This window comes from Streptomyces antimicrobicus, from assembly GCF_020532625.1.
GTDB lineage: Bacteria > Actinomycetota > Actinomycetes > Streptomycetales > Streptomycetaceae > Streptomyces > Streptomyces antimicrobicus.
The window spans coordinates 26723-43293 of the sequence record NZ_JAJAUY010000043.1 but is presented as its reverse complement, the minus strand read 5'-3'; the positions used below and the strand labels follow the sequence as shown (position 1 = coordinate 43293).

At 74.1% G+C, this 16571-nt stretch carries 14 protein-coding genes; 8 read left to right on the top strand and 6 right to left on the bottom strand.

Annotation, left to right across the window (positions count from 1 at the left end; genetic code table 11):
- Positions 1-192 precede the first annotated feature (192 nt).
- Positions 193-1557 carry a glutamine synthetase family protein gene (locus LG632_RS13725; RefSeq protein ID WP_226727311.1) on the bottom strand — a complete coding sequence of 455 codons (1365 nt, stop codon included), beginning with the start codon at positions 1555-1557 and terminating at the stop codon, positions 193-195.
- A gap of 77 nt (positions 1558-1634) precedes the next feature.
- Between LG632_RS13725 and LG632_RS13720 the strand changes: the two genes are divergently transcribed.
- The 3 genes from LG632_RS13720 (at position 1635) to LG632_RS13710 (ending at position 4769) form a co-directional block, all read left to right on the top strand.
- Positions 1635-2402: a FadR/GntR family transcriptional regulator gene (locus LG632_RS13720; protein ID WP_226727310.1), complete on the top strand. Its 768-nt coding sequence runs from the start codon at positions 1635-1637 to the stop codon at positions 2400-2402.
- Between the two features lie 132 nt (positions 2403-2534).
- Entirely contained in the window at positions 2535-4004 is a 1470-nt protein-coding gene (eat, locus tag LG632_RS13715; RefSeq protein ID WP_226727309.1) for an ethanolamine permease, read from the top strand.
- Between the two features lie 54 nt (positions 4005-4058).
- Entirely contained in the window at positions 4059-4769 is a 711-nt protein-coding gene (locus tag LG632_RS13710; RefSeq protein WP_226727308.1) for a gamma-glutamyl-gamma-aminobutyrate hydrolase family protein, read from the top strand.
- A 76-nt stretch (positions 4770-4845) separates the two neighbouring features.
- On the opposite strand, the gene LG632_RS13705 is transcribed toward LG632_RS13710, so the two are convergent.
- A complete protein-coding gene (locus LG632_RS13705) occupies positions 4846-5769 on the bottom strand; it encodes a LysR family transcriptional regulator (protein WP_226727307.1) in 924 nt (307 codons plus the stop codon).
- Between the two features lie 70 nt (positions 5770-5839).
- On the opposite strand from LG632_RS13705, the gene LG632_RS13700 reads away from it, so the two are divergent.
- On the top strand, positions 5840-7000 hold the full coding sequence (locus LG632_RS13700; protein ID WP_226727306.1) for a TDT family transporter: 1161 nt from the start codon (positions 5840-5842) through the stop codon (positions 6998-7000).
- Positions 7001-7019: 19 nt separating this feature from the next.
- Here the strand turns inward: LG632_RS13700 and LG632_RS13695 are convergent, their stop codons facing one another.
- Both LG632_RS13695 and LG632_RS13690 read right to left on the bottom strand, forming a co-directional pair.
- The gene (locus LG632_RS13695; protein ID WP_226727305.1) at positions 7020-7757 is read right to left on the bottom strand and encodes a helical backbone metal receptor; all 738 of its coding nucleotides are present in this window, start codon (positions 7755-7757) and stop codon (positions 7020-7022) included.
- A 5-nt stretch (positions 7758-7762) separates the two neighbouring features.
- Positions 7763-8356, bottom strand: coding sequence for a helix-turn-helix domain-containing protein (locus LG632_RS13690; protein WP_226727304.1), 594 nt, complete (start codon positions 8354-8356; stop codon positions 7763-7765).
- A gap of 177 nt (positions 8357-8533) precedes the next feature.
- On the opposite strand from LG632_RS13690, the gene LG632_RS13685 reads away from it, so the two are divergent.
- The 4 genes from LG632_RS13685 to LG632_RS13670 are packed head-to-tail and all read left to right on the top strand — an operon-like array spanning position 8534 to position 12872.
- Entirely contained in the window at positions 8534-9451 is a 918-nt protein-coding gene (locus LG632_RS13685; protein ID WP_226727313.1) for a 5'-3' exonuclease, read from the top strand.
- Between the two features lie 36 nt (positions 9452-9487).
- Entirely contained in the window at positions 9488-10315 is an 828-nt protein-coding gene (locus LG632_RS13680) for a siderophore-interacting protein (protein WP_226727303.1), read from the top strand.
- Positions 10316-10363: 48 nt separating this feature from the next.
- Positions 10364-11902 (top strand): serine hydrolase, encoded by a 1539-nt coding sequence (locus LG632_RS13675; protein ID WP_226727302.1) that lies wholly within the window; start codon positions 10364-10366, stop codon positions 11900-11902.
- 10 nt (positions 11903-11912) lie between these two features.
- Entirely contained in the window at positions 11913-12872 is a 960-nt protein-coding gene (locus LG632_RS13670) for a pseudouridine synthase (protein ID WP_226727301.1), read from the top strand.
- A gap of 46 nt (positions 12873-12918) precedes the next feature.
- Here LG632_RS13670 and LG632_RS13665 read toward each other — a convergent pair whose 3' ends face one another.
- Together LG632_RS13665 and LG632_RS13660 are read right to left on the bottom strand one after the other, a co-directional pair.
- Entirely contained in the window at positions 12919-13557 is a 639-nt protein-coding gene (locus tag LG632_RS13665) for a TetR/AcrR family transcriptional regulator (RefSeq protein WP_226727300.1), read from the bottom strand.
- A 91-nt stretch (positions 13558-13648) separates the two neighbouring features.
- Positions 13649-16477 (bottom strand): DEAD/DEAH box helicase, encoded by a 2829-nt coding sequence (locus LG632_RS13660; protein ID WP_226727299.1) that lies wholly within the window; start codon positions 16475-16477, stop codon positions 13649-13651.
- Positions 16478-16571 lie beyond the last annotated feature (94 nt).

Genomic DNA, 16571 nt, shown 5'->3' with positions numbered 1-16571 from the left:
CGCCCCCCCCCCCCCGGGGGCCGCGGGGGGGGGGGGGGGCGCGGCCCCCCCCCCGCGGGGCCGCGGCGGCCCGGGCGACGGCGGCGTCGACATCGTCCCGTGTGGCGGCCGGGACGAGGGCGACGAGTTCTTCGGTGGCCGGGTTGAGCACTTCCAGCTGGACGGGGTCCGGCTCGACGGGCACGGGGTTCCTCACAGTCGTTCGAAGGAGCGGCGCAGTTCCCAGTCGGTCACCGCGGAGTCGTAGGCGTCGAGTTCGACGCGGGCCATGTTGCGGTAGTGGGCGACCACCTCCGGGCCGAAGGCGGCCTTGGCGATCTCGCTGTTCTCCCAGAGCTCGGCAGCCTCCCGCAGGGTGGTGGGGACGTGCTCGTAGTCGGCGCCGTAGGCGTTGCCGGAACAGGCCTCGGGCAGTTCCAGGCGGTTCTCGACGCCGTACAGGCCGGCGGCGACCAGGGCGGCGACGGCGAGGTAGGGGTTGACGTCGCCGCCGGGCAGGCGGTTCTCGAAGCGCATCGAGCGGCCGTGGCCGACGACGCGCAGGGCGCAGGTGCGGTTGTCCACGCCCCAGGCGACGGCGGTGGGGGCGAAGGAGCCCGGCCGGAATCGCTTGTACGAGTTGATGTTCGGGGCGTAGAGAAGGGAGAAGTCGCGCAGTGCGGCCAGCTGGCCGGCCAGGAAGTGGCGCATGGTGTCGGACATGCCGCCCGGCCCGTCCCCGGCCATCGCGTTGCGGCCGTCGGCGTCGCTCAGGGAGAGGTGGATGTGACAGGAGTTGCCTTCGCGCTCGTCGAACTTGGCCATGAAGGTGAGCGAGACGCCCTCCTGGGCGGCGATCTCCTTGGCCCCGGTCTTGTAGACGGCGTGCTGGTCGCAGGTGACCAGGGCCTCGTCGTAGCGGAAGGCGATCTCGTGCTGGCCGAGGTTGCACTCGCCCTTGGCGGACTCCACGGTCAGCCCGGCGGCCTGCATCTCGTTGCGGATGCGGCGCAGCAGGGGCTCGATCCGGCCGGTGCCGAGGACCGAGTAGTCGATGTTGTACTGGTTGGCGGGGGTCAGGCCGCGGTAGCCGGCGTCCCAGGCCTGCTCGTAGGTGTCCTTGAAGACCATGAACTCCAGCTCGGTGCCGACCTGGGCGGTGAGCCCGAGCTCGGCGAGGCGCTCCAGCTGGCGGCGCAGGATCTGGCGGGGGGCGGCGACGACGGGGCTGCCGTCGTGCCAGGCGAGGTCGGCCAGGAGCATCGCGGTGCCCGCGTTCCACGGGACGCGGCGCAGGGTGGCCGGGTCGGGGTGCATCGCGAAGTCGCCGTAGCCGCGGTCCCAGGAGGACATCTCGTAGCCGTCGACGGTGTTCATGTCGGTGTCGACGGCGAGGAGGTAGTTGCAGCCCTCCGTGCCGTGGGACAGGACCTCGTCCAGGAAGAACGGTGCGGCGAACCGCTTGCCCTGGAGCCGTCCCTGCATGTCGGGGAAGGCCAGGACGACTGTGTCGATCTCACCGCTGGCGACGAGGGCCCGGAGCTCCTCGACGGCGAGCGGCGGCGTGCGGTCTACCACGGGATTCTCTCCTTCGGTGCGCCGAGTAGGCCTAAGGTATTGAAAAGAACCATTGCTTGGGAAGGGGAAGGGCCGAGATGACGAACACGGCCGGCGAGGGCGGCACGGGCCTGGGGGCGCCGCCCGGCTGGGGCGGGCTCAATCCGGTGCTGCGCCAGGTGCGGGCGGGCAACGGCTTCGAGGAGGCCCTGGAGCAGATCCTCCAGGTGGTCCGGCTGGGCCTGGTGCCCGCCGGCGAACGCCTGCCCCCGGAGCGGGAGTTGGCCGAGCGGATGGGCATCAGCCGGGTGACGTTGCGCGAGGTGCTCAAGGTCCTCCAGGACCAGGGCCTGGTGGAGTCCCGGCGGGGCCGGTACGGCGGGACGTTCGTGCTGCCCCGGCCCGACACCCCGGCCGTGGGCGCCGAGGAGGAGCTGCGCCGCCGGGTCGCCGCGGTGGACATAGAGGACGTGCTGCGCTTCCGCGAGGTCCTGGAGGTGGGCGCGGCCGGGCTGTGCGCCTCCCAGGGGCTCACCGGACCCGGGCGGGCCCGGCTGCGGGCGGCGCTGGCCGCCACCCACGACGCGCCGCTGGCCGACTACCGCCGCCAGGACACCCTCTTCCACCTGGCCCTGTGCGAACTGGCCGGTTCCGCCACGCTGACCGCGCAGTACGCCGCCGTCCGGGCCACCGTCAACGACCTGCTGGACTGCATCCCGCTGCTGGTGCGCAACCTCGAGCACTCCCAGCAGCAGCACACCGTCCTGGTGGACGCCGTACTGGACCGGGACGCGGAGGCCGCCCGCGCGGTGATGCGCGAGCACTGCTGCGGCACGGCCGCCCTGCTGCGCGGGTTCCTGGCGTGACGGGCGGGCGCACGGCACCGCAGGGGCCGGGCGCGCCGGGCGTAACGGGGGTTTAACGCAAGGGTCTTGCGCGCTCCCCACTCGACAGGCAAAGGTACGCGGCAAAACCATTGCCTTGAGGCAGGAGCGCACATGGCCGACGACATCGAGGCGCGCATCGCCGCCGCGCCCGGACCCCCGCCGTCCCCCGAGGGCGACGACGGCTACCTCGAACGCCGCACCCTGCGCCGCGGCTCCGCGGGCTGGCTGCTGCTGACCGGGCTCGGCGTGGCCTACGTCGTCTCCGGCGACTTCTCCGGCTGGAACGCGGGCCTGAAGGAGGGCGGCTTCGGCGGGCTGGCCGTCGCCACCGTCCTGATGGGCGTCATGTACGCCTGCCTGGTCTTCTCCCTCGCCGAGCTGTCCGCGATCCTGCCCACGGCCGGCGGCGGCTACGGCTTCGCCCGGCGGGCGCTCGGGCCCTGGGGCGGCTTCCTGACCGGCACGGCGATCCTCATCGAGTACGTCCTCGCGCCCGCCGCGATCGTGGTCTTCATCGGTAAGTACGTCGAATCCCTCGGTCTGTTCGGGCTCACCTCCGGCTGGCCCGTCTACCTCGCCTGCTTCGCGCTCTTCATCGGCGTCCACCTCTGGGGCGTCGGCGAGGCCCTGCGCTTCTCGCTCGCCGTCACCGCCGTCGCCGTCGCCGCCCTGCTGATCTTCGCGGTCGGAGCCTTCACCGAATTCGACCCCGGCAAACTCCACGACGTGCCCGTGGACCCCACCGCCTTCGGCGCCGGCTCCTGGCTGCCGCTCGGCGTCCTCGGCATCTGGGCGGCGTTCCCGTTCGGCATGTGGTTCTTCCTCGGCGTGGAGGGCGTCCCGCTCGCCGCCGAGGAGGCCAAGGACCCGGTGCGCTCCATGCCCCGCGCCCTCACCCTGTCCATGGGCGTCCTGGCCCTGCTCGCCCTGCTGACCTTCCTCGCCTCGACCGGCGCGCGCGGTGCCGACGCCATCAAGGAGGCCGGGGACCCGCTGCTGGTCGCCCTGGACGGCAACCACCGCCTGGCGTGGCTGCGGACCTTCGTCAACTACGCGGGCCTGGCGGGCCTCGTGGCCTCCTTCTTCTCGCTCATCTACGCCGGCTCGCGCCAGCTGTTCGCCCTCTCCCGGGCCGGCTACCTCCCCCGGTTCCTGTCCCTGACCTCCCGGCGCAAGGCCCCCTACCTGGGGCTGCTGATCCCCGGCGCCCTCGGGTTCGCGCTCGCCGCCGCCACCGGGGACGGCCAGCGGCTGCTCAACATCGCGGTGTTCGGGGCGGCCATCTCCTACGCCCTGATGGCCCTGTCGCACATCGTGCTGCGCCGCCGGGAGCCGCACCTGCCCCGGCCGTACCGCACTCCGGGCGGCGCGGCCACCTCGACGGTGGCCTTCGTACTGGCCCTGGCGGCCCTGGTGGCCACCTTCCTGGTGGACAAGGACGCCGCATTCATCGCACTGGCCGTGTACGCGGCCGCGCTGGGCTACTTCGCGATCTACAGTCGGCACCGGCTGGTCGCCACCGCGCCCGAGGAGGAGTTCGCGGCGCTGGCGGCGGCCGAGGCCGAGCTGAACCGCGACTGACCGCCCCGTCCCCCTCCCCTCCCGACCCCTCGTCACCCGTTGGAGGTACCCCCCGTGCCCAGGCCGCTCATCGGCATCACCACCTACGTGGAGTCGTCCACCCGCTTCGGCGTGTGGGACCGCGTCCCCACGGTCCTCACCCCGACCGGGTACCACCGGCTGGTCCAGGCGGCGGGCGGCGCGGCCGTGCTGCTCCCGCCCGACGAACCGGCGTCGGCGGCGGAGGTGCTGAGCCGGGTGGACGGCCTGGTCGTGGCAGGCGGCCCGGACGTGGACCCGGCCCGCTACGGCGCCGAGCGCGACCCCCGTACCGGGGCGCCGGCCACCGAGCGGGACGCCTGGGAGCTGGCCCTGATCGGGGCGGCGTTGGAGGCCGGGATGCCGGTGCTGGGCATCTGCCGGGGCATGCAGGCGCTGAACGTGGCGCTGGGCGGCACCTTGATCCAGCACCTCGACGGGCACGTGGAGGCGCCGGGCGTGATGTCCTGGCACCCCGTCACCCCGGTGGCGGGCACCCGGTACGCCGCGCTGGTGCCGGAGGAAGCCGAGGTTCCGACGTACCACCACCAGGCCGTCGACCGGCTCGGCCGGGGCCTGGTGGTCTCGGCGCACGCGGCGGACGGCACGGTGGAGGCCGTCGAGCTCCCGGACCCGGACCGCTGGGTGATGGGGGTGCAGTGGCACCCGGAGCGGGACAAGGACACCCGGGTGATGGGCGCCCTGGTCGAGGCGGCCCTGGCCCGCACGGCGGTCGCCGCGGTCTGAGCCCTCCGGCCCGGCCCCGCCGCCCTCCGGCCCGCCCCGCCGCCCTCCGGCGCCCCGCCGCGGGCCCGGGCCGCAGTCAGCGCGCCGGTGCCCGGGTCAAGGACAGCAGGTCGCGGGCCGGCCCCGCGGGCCGGGTACCGGTGGGCCAGACCGCGCGCAGCGCGCGCCCGAGCACCGCGTCGGCGACCGGGACCTCGATCAGCCGGCGCCCGGCCAGCTCGTCCACCACGGCCAGTTCCGACAGCACGCAGGGACCGGCCCCGCTGACCGCCGCCGCCTTGACCGCGGTGGTCGAGGCCAGTTCCAGCAGGGGCGCGGCGAGCCCGCCGTGCGCGGCCAGGGCCGCGTCCAGGACCTGCCGGGTGCCCGAGCCGCGTTCGCGCAGCACCAGCGGGGTCCGCGCGAGTTCGGCCGCCGGGACCGGGCTCCTGCGGCGGGCCCACGGATGGCCGGGGGCGACCGCGACGACCAGCCGGTCCTGCGCGATCACCGTCGAGGACAGCCCGTCGGGCGCGCTCACGCCCTCGACGAAGCCCAGGTCCGCCTCGTGCTCCAGCACCCGGCGGGCGACCAGCGCCGAGTTGCCGGCCTGGAGCGAGACCGCCGTGCCCGGCCACTGCGCCCGCAGGGCGATGAGCCAGCCCGGCAGCAGGTACTCGGCGATGGTCATGCTGGCCGCCACCCGCAGCCGCGAGTCCCGCCGGCCGCGCAGCGCCTGGGCGCCCGCGTCGAAGGCCTCGGCCGCCTCCACGACCCGCCGCGCCCAGTCCGTGACCAGCACACCCTCGGCCGTGAGCGTCGAGCCGCGCGGGGAGCGGTCGACGAGCGCCACGCCCAGTGTGGTCTCCATGGCCCGGATCCGGCTGCTGGCCGCGGGCTGGGTGATGCCCAGCTCCCGGGCGGCCGCGCCGAGGCTGCCGAGCCTGGCGACCGCCAGCAGCAGTTCCAGGGCGCCGAGATCGGGCACCCGGTGGGCCAGCGGCACGTTCCTCCTGCTCATAAATTCAGTTTATGGCCTCATAGGAAGACGCCCTCTACGCCGGCCGCCGGGCCGGGACCAGGCTGGAGCCATGGCCACCGTCGCCGAGATCCGGCATCCGCAACCAGCTGCCCAGCACCACCAGCCCTCGCCCCACCCCGTGGCGTCCCCGGGTCCGCGCCGCCTACCGGCACTGCGCCACCTCGGCCCGAACTGGTACGCCTGCGTCATGGGCACCGCCGTCATCGCCACCGCCGGCGCGTCCTTCCCGTACGACGTCCCGGGGCTGCGCACCGCCTGCACCGCCGTCTGGGCCCTGTCCGCCCTCGCGCTCGCCGTGGTCCTCACCGCCCGCGCCGGGCACTGGCTGCACCATCGCGACCAGGCCCGCGCCCACCTGCTCGACCCGGCCGTCGCCCCCTTCTACGGCTGCCTGGCCATGGCCCTGCTGGCGGTGGGCGCCGCCACGCTGCTGGTCGGCGAGGACGTCCTCGGTGCGGGCGCCGCCGTCGCCGTGGACGCCGTCCTGTTCACCGCCGGCACCGCGATCGGCCTGGTCGCGGCCGTCGCCGTCCCGTACCTGATGGTCGTGCGGCACGAGGTCGAGCCCTCCCAGGCGACCCCGGTGTGGCTGCTGCCGCTGGTGGCCCCCATGGTCTCGGCGGCCGTCGGCCCCCTGCTCATCCCGCACCTGCCCGCCGGTCAGGCCCGCGCGACGCTGCTGCTGGGCTGCTACGCCCTGTTCGGCATCAGCCTGCTGGCCACCTTGACGCTGCTGCCGCTGATCCTCGGCCGCCTGATCGTGGCAGGGCCGCTGCCGCTCGCGCTGACCCCGACCCTGTTCCTGGTGCTCGGCCCCCTGGGCCAGTCCGTCACCGCCGTCAACCAGCTCGCCGACCAGGCCGCCCTGGGCGACCTGGGCAGCCCCTACACCGGGGGCCTGACCGCCTTCGCCGTGGTCTACGGCGTCCCGGTGATCGGCTTCGCCCTGCTGTGGCTGGCGCTGGCCCTGGCGCTGGTGGTGCGGGCGGCACGCGCCGGGATGCCCTTCGCGATGACCTGGTGGGCCTTCACCTTCCCCGTCGGCACCTGTGTCACCGGCGCCGAGGGCCTGGCCCGGCACACCGGGCTGGTGGCCTTCGAATGGCTCGCGGCCGGGCTGTTCACCTTCCTGGTCGTCGCCTGGGCGGCCGCCGCCGCGCACACCCTGCGCGGGCTGGCCACCGGCCGGCTGCTGGCCGCACCCCGCTGACCGGCCCGCCGCACGCCGCTCAGCGCGCCGCGTCCAGCGCCCGGGCCAGCACCGCCGGGGCCTCCACCAGCGAGGGCCCGTACCAGGTCAGGTGCCGCCCGCTGACCAGGGCGGCGGGGATCCGGGGGAAGGCCTCCGGGCCGTCGTCGCCGGTGAAGCGGTAGGGCTCGTCCGGCAGCACGACCAGGTCGCAGCCGGAGGCCGCCAGCTCCTCGGCCGGCACCTTCGGGTAGCGCTCGGGGTGGGCGCCGTAGGCGTTGACCACCCCCAGCCGGGCCAGCAGGTCCCCGGCGAAGGTGTCGCGGCCCAGCACCATCCACGGCCGCCGCCACACCGGTACGAACGCCCGCCGGGTGCCGACCGCCTCCACGCCCGCCCAGGCCTTCTCCGCGTCGGTCAGCCAGCCGGGCCGGGCCAGCCCCAGCGCGCCGGTCAGCAGCCGGTCCAGCTCGGTGAAGGCCTGCGGCAGGCTGCGCACGACGGTCACCAGGACCGGGATCCCGGCGGCCTCCAGCGCGGCGAGGTCCGGGGCCCGGTTCTCCTCCTCGTTGGCGATCACCAGGTCGGGGCGCAGCGCGGTGATCGCGGCCACGTCCGGGTTCTTCGTCCCGCCGATCCGCGCCGCGTCCAGGTCCCCCGGGTGGGTGCACCAGTCGGTGACGCCCACGAGCAGCCCGGGCGGCCCGCTGAGGGCCACGGCCTCGGTCAGCGACGGGACGAGGGAGACCGCCCGGAGGCGGGCGCGCGGGCCGGTCATCGCGGTCAGTGCCGGGGGGAGGGGGGTTCGGGGGTCGCGTGGATGTGGTCGCCCACCGCGACCACGAGGATCCGGGTGTCCTCGGTGACCGAGCGCCAGCGGTGGCGCACCCCGCCCGACAGGAACAGCGAGTCGCCGCACTCCAGCCGGTAGGCCCGGCCCTCCGCCTCCACCTGGCAGGCACCGGAGACCACGTACATCAGCTCGTCGTTGCGGTGCTGGTACTCGCGCCCGGCGTCCTGGTCGCCGGTGAACTCCATCGCGTGCAGCTGGTGGTGCCCGCGCACCAGCGGACGCACGCCCGGCACCGGTTCCAGCCCGGACCCGTCGGCCGCGCGGACCAGGTCCACGGTGCGCGCGGTGTCGGACGCGGCGAGCAGCTCGACGGCCGTGGTCCCGAGCGCGTCGGCGACCCGCTCCAGGGACCGCATGCTGGGCCGGGCCCGTTCGTTCTCTATCTGGCTGAGGAAGGGCACCGAGAGGCCGCTGCGCGCCGAGACGGCGGCGAGGGTGAGCTGGAGCGCCCGGCGCCGCTTGCGCACGGCCACTCCGACCCTGAGCGGTTCCTTGACGTCCTTTTCCTTTTCCTTGTCGTCCATGGCGGGGCTGCCCTCCCCTTGTCCGGCGCACATGGATGTGCTGTAAGCACCTTACGCAGCATCGGCCCCTGGTTTCGCGTGCACGGGCGGACCGGGTCTCAGCCGCCGGTGAACACCCGTGACGCTCCGGTCACCGTCCGTGGCGTGCGGCATGATCGGGGCGTGACCCGACGCCTGATGCTTCTCGACACCGCTTCCCTGTATTTCCGCGCCTACTTCGGCGTGCCCGACTCGGTACGGGCCCCCGACGGCACCCCGGTCAACGCCGTGCGCGGGCTGCTGGACTTCATCGCCCGACTGGTCCAGGACCATCGGCCGGACGACCTGGTGGCCTGCATGGACGCCGACTGGCGGCCGCACTGGCGGGTGGAGCTGATCCCGTCGTACAAGGCCCACCGGGTGGCCGAGGAGGTGCCGGCCGGCCCGGACGAGGAGGAGGTGCCCGACACGCTCGCACCGCAGGTGCCGATCATCGAGGCCGCGCTGGACGCGTTCGGGATCGCCCGGGTGGGCGTCGCGGGGTACGAGGCGGACGACGTCATCGGCACCCTGACGGCGCGGGCCGCCGGCCCGGTGGACATCGTCACCGGCGACCGGGACCTGTACCAGCTGGTCGACGACGCCCGGCGGCGGCGGGTGCTGTACCCGCTGAAGGGGGTGGGCACGCTCCAGGTGACCGACGAGGCGCTGCTGCGCGAGAAGTACGGGGTGGACGGCCCCGGCTACGCCGACCTGGCGCTGCTGCGCGGCGACCCGAGCGACGGCCTGCCGGGCGTGCCGGGGATCGGCGAGAAGACGGCGGCGAAGCTGCTGGCGACGTACGGGGACCTGGCCGGGATCATGGCGGCCGTCGCCGATCCGGCGTCCGGGCTCACTCCGACGCAGCGCAGGCGACTGGATGAATCCCGGCCGTACATCGAGGTCGCGCCGAAGGTGGTCAAGGTCGCCTCCGACGTCCCCCTGCCCCCGTTCGACCCGGCGGTTCCGGCGGTTCCGGCGCATCCTGAAGTGGTGGAGGCACTGGCCCGAAGGTGGGGTCTGGGCGGCGCCGTGGCCCGGTTGACTGCCGCACTCCGCCCCGACGTGCTAGCTTAGGCTAACCTAAGTTCCAGGGGAGTCAGGGGAGACGCCGTGGCTGAAGGACGCGCTCGCACAGTCGGCACCGCAGTCGTCGTACGCACCGAGCGACTCACGCCGCACATGGTGCGCGTCGTCCTGGGCGGTGACGGCTTGCGCGGGTTCGCCGCCGGCGAGTTCACCGACCACTACGTCAAGCTGCTGTTCGCCCCCGAGGGCGTCTCCTACCCCGAGCCGTGGGACCTGGAGCAGATCCGGACCCACTTCCCCCGGGCGCAGTGGCCCCGGCAGCGGGCGTACACCGTCCGGTTGTGGGACCGCGCCCACCTGGAGCTGACCATCGACTTCGTCGTCCACGGCGACGAGGGCCTGGCCGGCCCGTGGGCCGCCCGGGTGCGCCCCGGCGAGCCGGTCCGCTTCCTCGGCCCGGGCGGCGCGTACGCCCCCGACCCGGAGGCCGGCTGGCACCTGCTGGCGGGCGACGAGTCGGCCCTGCCGGCGATCGCCGCGACGATGGAGGCGATGCCGCCGGGTGCCGAGGTGTTCGCCTTCGTCGAGGTCGACGGACCCGACGACGAACAGAAGATCGCCACGCCGGACGGGATCACGCCCGTCTGGGTCCATCGCGGGGCCCGCCCGGTGGGCGAGGCCCTGGTCGACGCGGTCACCTCCCTGGACTTCCCCTCCCCCGACGTGCAGGCGTTCGTCCACGGCGAGGCCGGCTTCGTCAAGCAGCTGCGGCACTACCTGCGCGTCGAGCGCCGGGTCCCGCGCGAACGGCTGTCGATCTCCGGCTACTGGCGGCTCGGCGAGACCGACGAGGGCTGGCGCGCCATCAAGCGCGACTGGAACGCCCAGGTCGAGGCCGAGCAGGAGGCGTAGGCCCGCCGCCCGCGTGCGGGCCCGCCCCGGCGGCGCGAGAATGTGCCCATGCGTACGGCGCGGATGCTCGGTGCCGCCGGGCTCGTCGTGGCGCTGGCCGCCGGCCCCGCGACCGCCGCGCCCAGCCCGCCCCCCGCGCCGCGCCCGCAGATCGGCGAGGACCGGCTGCGCACCGCGCTGGACCGCCTCGACGGGTACGTCCTCGACGGCATGAAGCGCACCGGCGTCCCCGGGGTCGCCGTGGCCGTCGTGCACCGCGACAAGGTGGTCCACGTCAAGGGCTTCGGGGTCCGGCAGGCCGGCCGGCCCGAGAAGGTGGACCCGGACACGGTGTTCCAGGTCGCCTCCCTCTCCAAGCCGCTCGCCTCCACGGTCGTCGCCGGCGCCCTCGACCGGCCGGAGGACTGGGACCGCCACCGGGACCTGCCGGGCTTCGCCCTCAAGGACCCGTGGGTCAGCTCCCACGTGACCACCGCCGACCTCTTCGCCCACCGCAGCGGCCTGCCCGACCACGCCGGCGACCTGCTGGAGGACCTGGGCTACGACCAGGCGTACATCCTCGACCGGCTGCGCCTGGAGCCCCTGACCCCGTTCCGCGACAGCTACGCGTACACCAACTTCGGGCTCACGGCCGCCGCCGAGTCGGTGGCCCGGGCCAAGGGCACCAGCTGGGCGGAGCTCAGCGAGGCCGAGCTGTTCGGGCCGGCCGGCATGACGCGCACGGGGACGACGTACGAGGACTTCACGCGCCGGCCGGACCGCGCGGTCCTGCACGTGAAGGCGGCGGACGGCAGCTGGAAGCCGTCCCCCGGCCGCGACCCCGACGCCCAGGCCCCGGCCGGAGGAGCCAGCTCCACGGTGAACGACCTGGCCCGCTGGATGCGGCTCCAGCTCGGCGAGGGCGTGCTCGACGGCAAACGCGTGATCGCCGCCGCGCCCCTGGAACGCACCCATGTACCGGCGGTCGTCTCCCAGCCGCCGGCCACCGCGACCGCCCGCACCGGCTTCTACGGGCTCGGCTGGAACGTGAGCTACGACGACGCCGGCCGGCTGCGCCTGAGCCACTCCGGCGCCTTCGCCCTCGGCGCCAACACCAACGTCACGCTGCTCCCGCTGGAGGAGCTCGGCATCGTCGTCCTGACCAACGCCGCGCCCGTCGGCCTGGCCGACGCCATCGCCCTGGACTTCTTCGACACCGCCGAGCACGGCAGGCCCACCGCCGACTGGCTGGACCTGGCCGCCTCCCTCTACGCCCAGCAGGAGCAGGCCGAACGCTCCCCCACCGACTACGCCCACCCCCCGGCCGGAGCCCGGCCGGCCCGCGCCGACGACGCGTACACGGGCACGTACACCAACCCGTACTACGGCCGCCTCACGGTGGCGCGCGGCCCCTCCGGCGGCCTGACCCTCTCCCTCGGGCCGAAGCCGATGACGTTCCCGCTGACCCACTACGACGGCGACACGTTCAGCTTCGAGACCGCGGGCGAGAACGCGGTGGGCCGCACGGGCGTGGTCTTCGGCCGGGACGGCACGGTCCGCGTGGAGTACCTGGACACCGACGGCCTGGGCACGTTCACGCGCGTCTAGGCTTGACCGGATGAGACGCCGTACGCCCGCTCCCCCGTCGCCCCTGCCGCAGCGCGCCGGCATCGACGCCGTCCGGCTGCGCATGCCGGCCGACGGCGGGCACGCGACCGTGGGCGCCTTCCTGGCGGACCACTACGCCGGCGGCGCGGGTGCGGCGGCGGTGGCGCGGCTGCTGGCCACCGGGCAGGTGGTCGCCGCCGACGGCCGGGCCGTGCGGGCCGGGGATGCGTACGAGCCGGGCGCGTACCTGTGGTTCCACCGGGAGCTGCCGCCGGAGCCGCCGGTGCCGTTCCCCATCCGGGTGGTCCACCGCGACGCGCACCTGCTGGTCGTGGACAAGCCGCACTTCCTGGCCACCACCCCGCGCGGCGGGCACATCACCCAGACCGCCCTGGCCCGGCTCCGCCACGAGCTGGGGCTGCCCGCGCTCAGTCCGGCGCACCGCCTGGACCGGCTGACCGCCGGACTGGTGATGTTCAGCGTCCGCCCCGAGGACCGCGGCGCCTACCAGCACCTCTTCCAGGGCCGCCTGGTCCACAAGGAGTACGAGGCAGTGGCCGCGTACGACCCGTCGCTGTCCTTCCCCCGCACGGTCCGCAGCCACATCGACAAGACCCGCGGCGTGATCGCGGCGACCGAGGTCCCCGGCGCCGCCCCCAACGCCGAGACGGAGGTGGAGCTGCTCGCGCACACCGCCACCCTGGGCCGCTACCGGCTGGTGCCCCGCACCGGCCGCACCCACCAGCTGCGCGTCCACATGAACAGCCTCGGGCTGCCCCTGCTCGGCGACCCGGTCTACCCGGTCCTGACCGACCCGGCCCCGACCGACTACCGCCGGCCCCTGCAACTGCTCGCCCGGACCCTGGCCTTCACCGACCCCGTCACCTCCCGGGTCCACCGCTTCGAGACGGGACTGACCCTCCAGGCCTGGGAGGACTACGCCGGCTGGTCGGCCGGCGCGACGGCGTGAGGGCCCGCGGGCCCCTGCGTCACCGCGGTCACGTCCGTCACCACCGTCACCGCCGTATCCCCGCGATCCGCAGCGCCGCGTCCGCCGTGGCCTCGGCGAAGGTCTCCAGCGGCCGGTGCGGGTTCGAGCGGTGGATCAGGATGACGCCCTCGATCAGGCCGAACACCAGGTCGTTGCGCAGCGCCAAGGCCTGGGCGTCACCGCCGAGTTCGGCAGCGGCGCCGGTGGCGCCGAGCAACGCGCGGTAGCTGTCCTTGAGTTCGCCGCGCATCCGGCGAAAGCGGAGGAAGCGCTCGCCGCGGACCTCCGGCAACAGGTAGAGGGCGCCCAGGTTGTACGGGCCGCCGCACAGCTGCAGGACGTCCGCGCGGCACAGCTCCCACAGCCGGTCCTCGGCGGGGCGCTCGGCCTCGGCCAGGATCCGGCGGGCCGCCCGCAGCGAGGGGGCGACCGTGGACTCCAGCAGTTCGACGAGGAGTTGCTCCTTGCCGGTGAAGTAGTGGTACATCGTGGCCTGGCGCAGACCCGCCCGTTCGGCCACCGCCCGGGTGGTGGTGGATCCGTACCCGCGGACGGTGAACAACTCGGCGGCCGCGCACAGGATCTCGTCACGCGGTGGACGCCCGCTGTCCGGTCTCAGCCGGTCGGCGCGCGGGCGTCCCACCCGTCTACCTGGCCCGTTCATGGCCTCGATCGTCGCACAGCACGACGAAATCCGTTCATGGCAAGAGATCACATCCGGCCATGACCCACTTCGGAGGAAGGCCCAAAAGGGCCTATCCGACGGAGCTGTAGGCCACTACACCCCGCAGCAGCGCATCGACGGCCTTCCGGGCGTTTCGCGCCACCGTGGAGCCCTCGGCGGGAGCCGCGGCCGCGATCTGGCCGAGGACGTCGATGACCTGCTTGCACCAGCGCACGAAGTCACCGGCCGGCATCTCCGCCTCGCGCAGCACCTCGTCCAGGCTCTTGTCCGAGGCCCACTGGTACGCCGCCCAGGCGAAGCCGAGGTCCGGCTCGCGCTGGCCCACGCCCTCGGTCTGGTTGATGCGGTACTCCTCCTCCAGCGCGTCGAGCCGGCCCCAGATGCGGACCATCTCGCCCAGCGCCGCCTTGGCGGCCCCGCCGGGCACCTTCGGTGCCACCGCGTCGTCGGCCTGGCGCGCCTCGAAGACCAGGGCCGAGACGCAGGCGGCGAGCTCCGCCGGGTTCAGGCCCTCCCAGATCCCGGCGCGCAGGCACTCGGAGGCCAGCAGGTCCAGTTCGCCGTAGAGCCGGGCCAGCCGCCGGCCGTGCTCGGTGACCTCGTCCTCGCGCAGGTAGTCGAGCTCGGTCAGCAGGGCGTGGATCCGGTCGAAGGTCCGCGCGATGGTGTTGGTCCGGCCCTCGATGCGCCGCTCCAGCTGCTTGGTGTCGCGCAGCAGCCGGTGGTACCGCTCGGCCCAGCGGGCGTGGTCCTCCCGCTCGTCGCAGCCGTGGCAGGGGTGCGCGCGCAGCGCGGCCCGCAGCCGGGCGATCTCGCGGTCGTCGGCCGCCGCCGCCCGGCCGCGCCGCTGCCGGTCGGGCGTGATGTGCCCGGCCTTGGTGCGCAGCGCGGACGCGAGGTCGCGGCGCGACTGCGGGGAGCGGGGGTTGAAGGAGCGGGGGATGCGCATCCGCTCGATGGGCTCCACCGGGACCGGGAAGTCGATCGCGGCCAGCCGCTTGACCTGCCGTTCGGCGGTGAGCACCAGCGGGCGCGGGCCCTCGTGGTAGTCCTGCCCGCGGTGCCGGTCGACCCGGCCGGCCGGCACACCCGGGTCCAGGACCAGGGCGAGCCCGGCGAACTTGCCGGTGGGCACGTGGATGACGTCGCCCGGCTTGAGCCGCTCCAGCGCCTGGGCGGCCTGCGCCCGGCGCTGGGCCGCGCCCTGCTTGGCCAGCTCCGTCTCACGGTCCTTCAGCTCGCGGCGCAGCCGCGCGTACTCCTCGAAGTCACCGAGGTGGCAGGTCATGCCCTCGCGGTAGCCGGTCAGGCCCTCCTCGTTGCGCTGGACCTGCCGGGAGATCCCGACGACCGAGCGGTCCGCCTGGAACTGGGCGAAGGAGGTCTCCAGCAGCTCGCGCGAGCGGTGCCGGCCGAACTGCTGCACCAGGTTGACGGCCATGTTGTACGAGGGCTTGAAGCTGGAGCGCAGCGGGTACGTGCGCGTGCCGGCCAGTCCCGCGAGCGCGACCGGGTCCATGCCGCGCTGCCACAGCACCACCGCGTGGCCCTCGACGTCGATGCCCCGGCGGCCGGCCCGGCCGGTGAGCTGGGTGTACTCGCCGGGGGTGATGTCGGCGTGCTGCTCGCCGTTCCACTTGACCAGCTTCTCCAGGATCACCGTGCGCGCGGGCATGTTGATGCCCAGCGCCAGGGTCTCGGTGGCGAAGACGGCCTTGACCAGGCCGCGGACGAACAGCTCCTCGACGACCTCCTTGAAGGTCGGCAGCATGCCCGCGTGGTGGGCGGCGATGCCCCGCTCCAGCCCCTCCAGCCACTCGTAGTAGCCGAGGACGTGGAGGTCCTCCGCCGGGATGGCGGCCGTGCGTTCCTCGACGATGCCGCGGACGGTGAGCCGGGCCTCCTCGTTGTTCAGCCGCAGCCCGGCGTAGAGGCACTGCTGGACGGCGGCCTCGCAGCCGGCCCGGCTGAAGATGAAGGTGATGGCCGGGAGCAGGCCCTCGTTGTCGAGGCGCTCGATGACCTCCGGGCGGCCCGGGGTCCAGATCCGGCCGCGGGAGCGCCGCTCGCGCTCGCGGTCGGCCTCGCGGACCATCTTGCCGCGCCGCCGGTCGCGCGGGTTGTACGTGCGGCTGTTCTCCTCGCGGGCCATCCGCAGCAGGTCGGGGTTGACCTCGCGGCGGGCGGAGCCGCGGCCGCCGTGGTCGCTCTCCTCCTCGAAGAGGTCGTAGATGCGCCGGCCGGCCATGACGTGCTGCCACAGCGGTACGGGCCGCTCCTCGGAGACGATCACCTCGGTGTCGCCGCGTACGGTGTCCAGCCAGTCGCCGAACTCCTCGGCGTTGGAGACCGTCGCCGACAGGGACACCAGGGTCACCGACTCGGGGAGGTGGATGATCACTTCCTCCCAGACGGCCCCGCGGAACCGGTCGGAGAGGTAGTGCACCTCGTCCATCACGACGTAGCCGAGGCCCAGCAGCGACTGGGAGCCCGCGTAGAGCATGTTGCGGAGCACCTCGGTGGTCATGACCACGATCGGCGCCTCGGAGTTGACGCTGTTGTCACCGGTGAGCAGGCCGACCTTCTCGGCGCCGTAGCGCTTGACGAGGTCGGCGTACTTCTGGTTCGACAGCGCCTTGATGGGCGTGGTGTAGAAGCACTTGCGGCCCTGCCGCAGCGCCAGGTGGACGGCGAACTCGCCGACGATGGTCTTGCCCGAGCCGGTGGGGGCGGCGACCAGCACGCCCTTTCCGGCCTCCAGAGCCTTGCAGGCTTCGATCTGGAACGGGTCGAGCCCGAACGCGTACATCTCGCGGAAGGGGGCCAGGGCGGTGGCTTCCTCCGCGGCGCGGACACGGGCGGCGGCGTAGCGCTCGGCGGGTGAGAGGTCCTCGGTCATCTTGGGATCGAGCCTACCCGCCACCCCTGACAACAGTCGCGATCTTTACCGGAGCCTGGGACGGCGCAGCGGGCAGGCACGGCGTCCGTGCCTG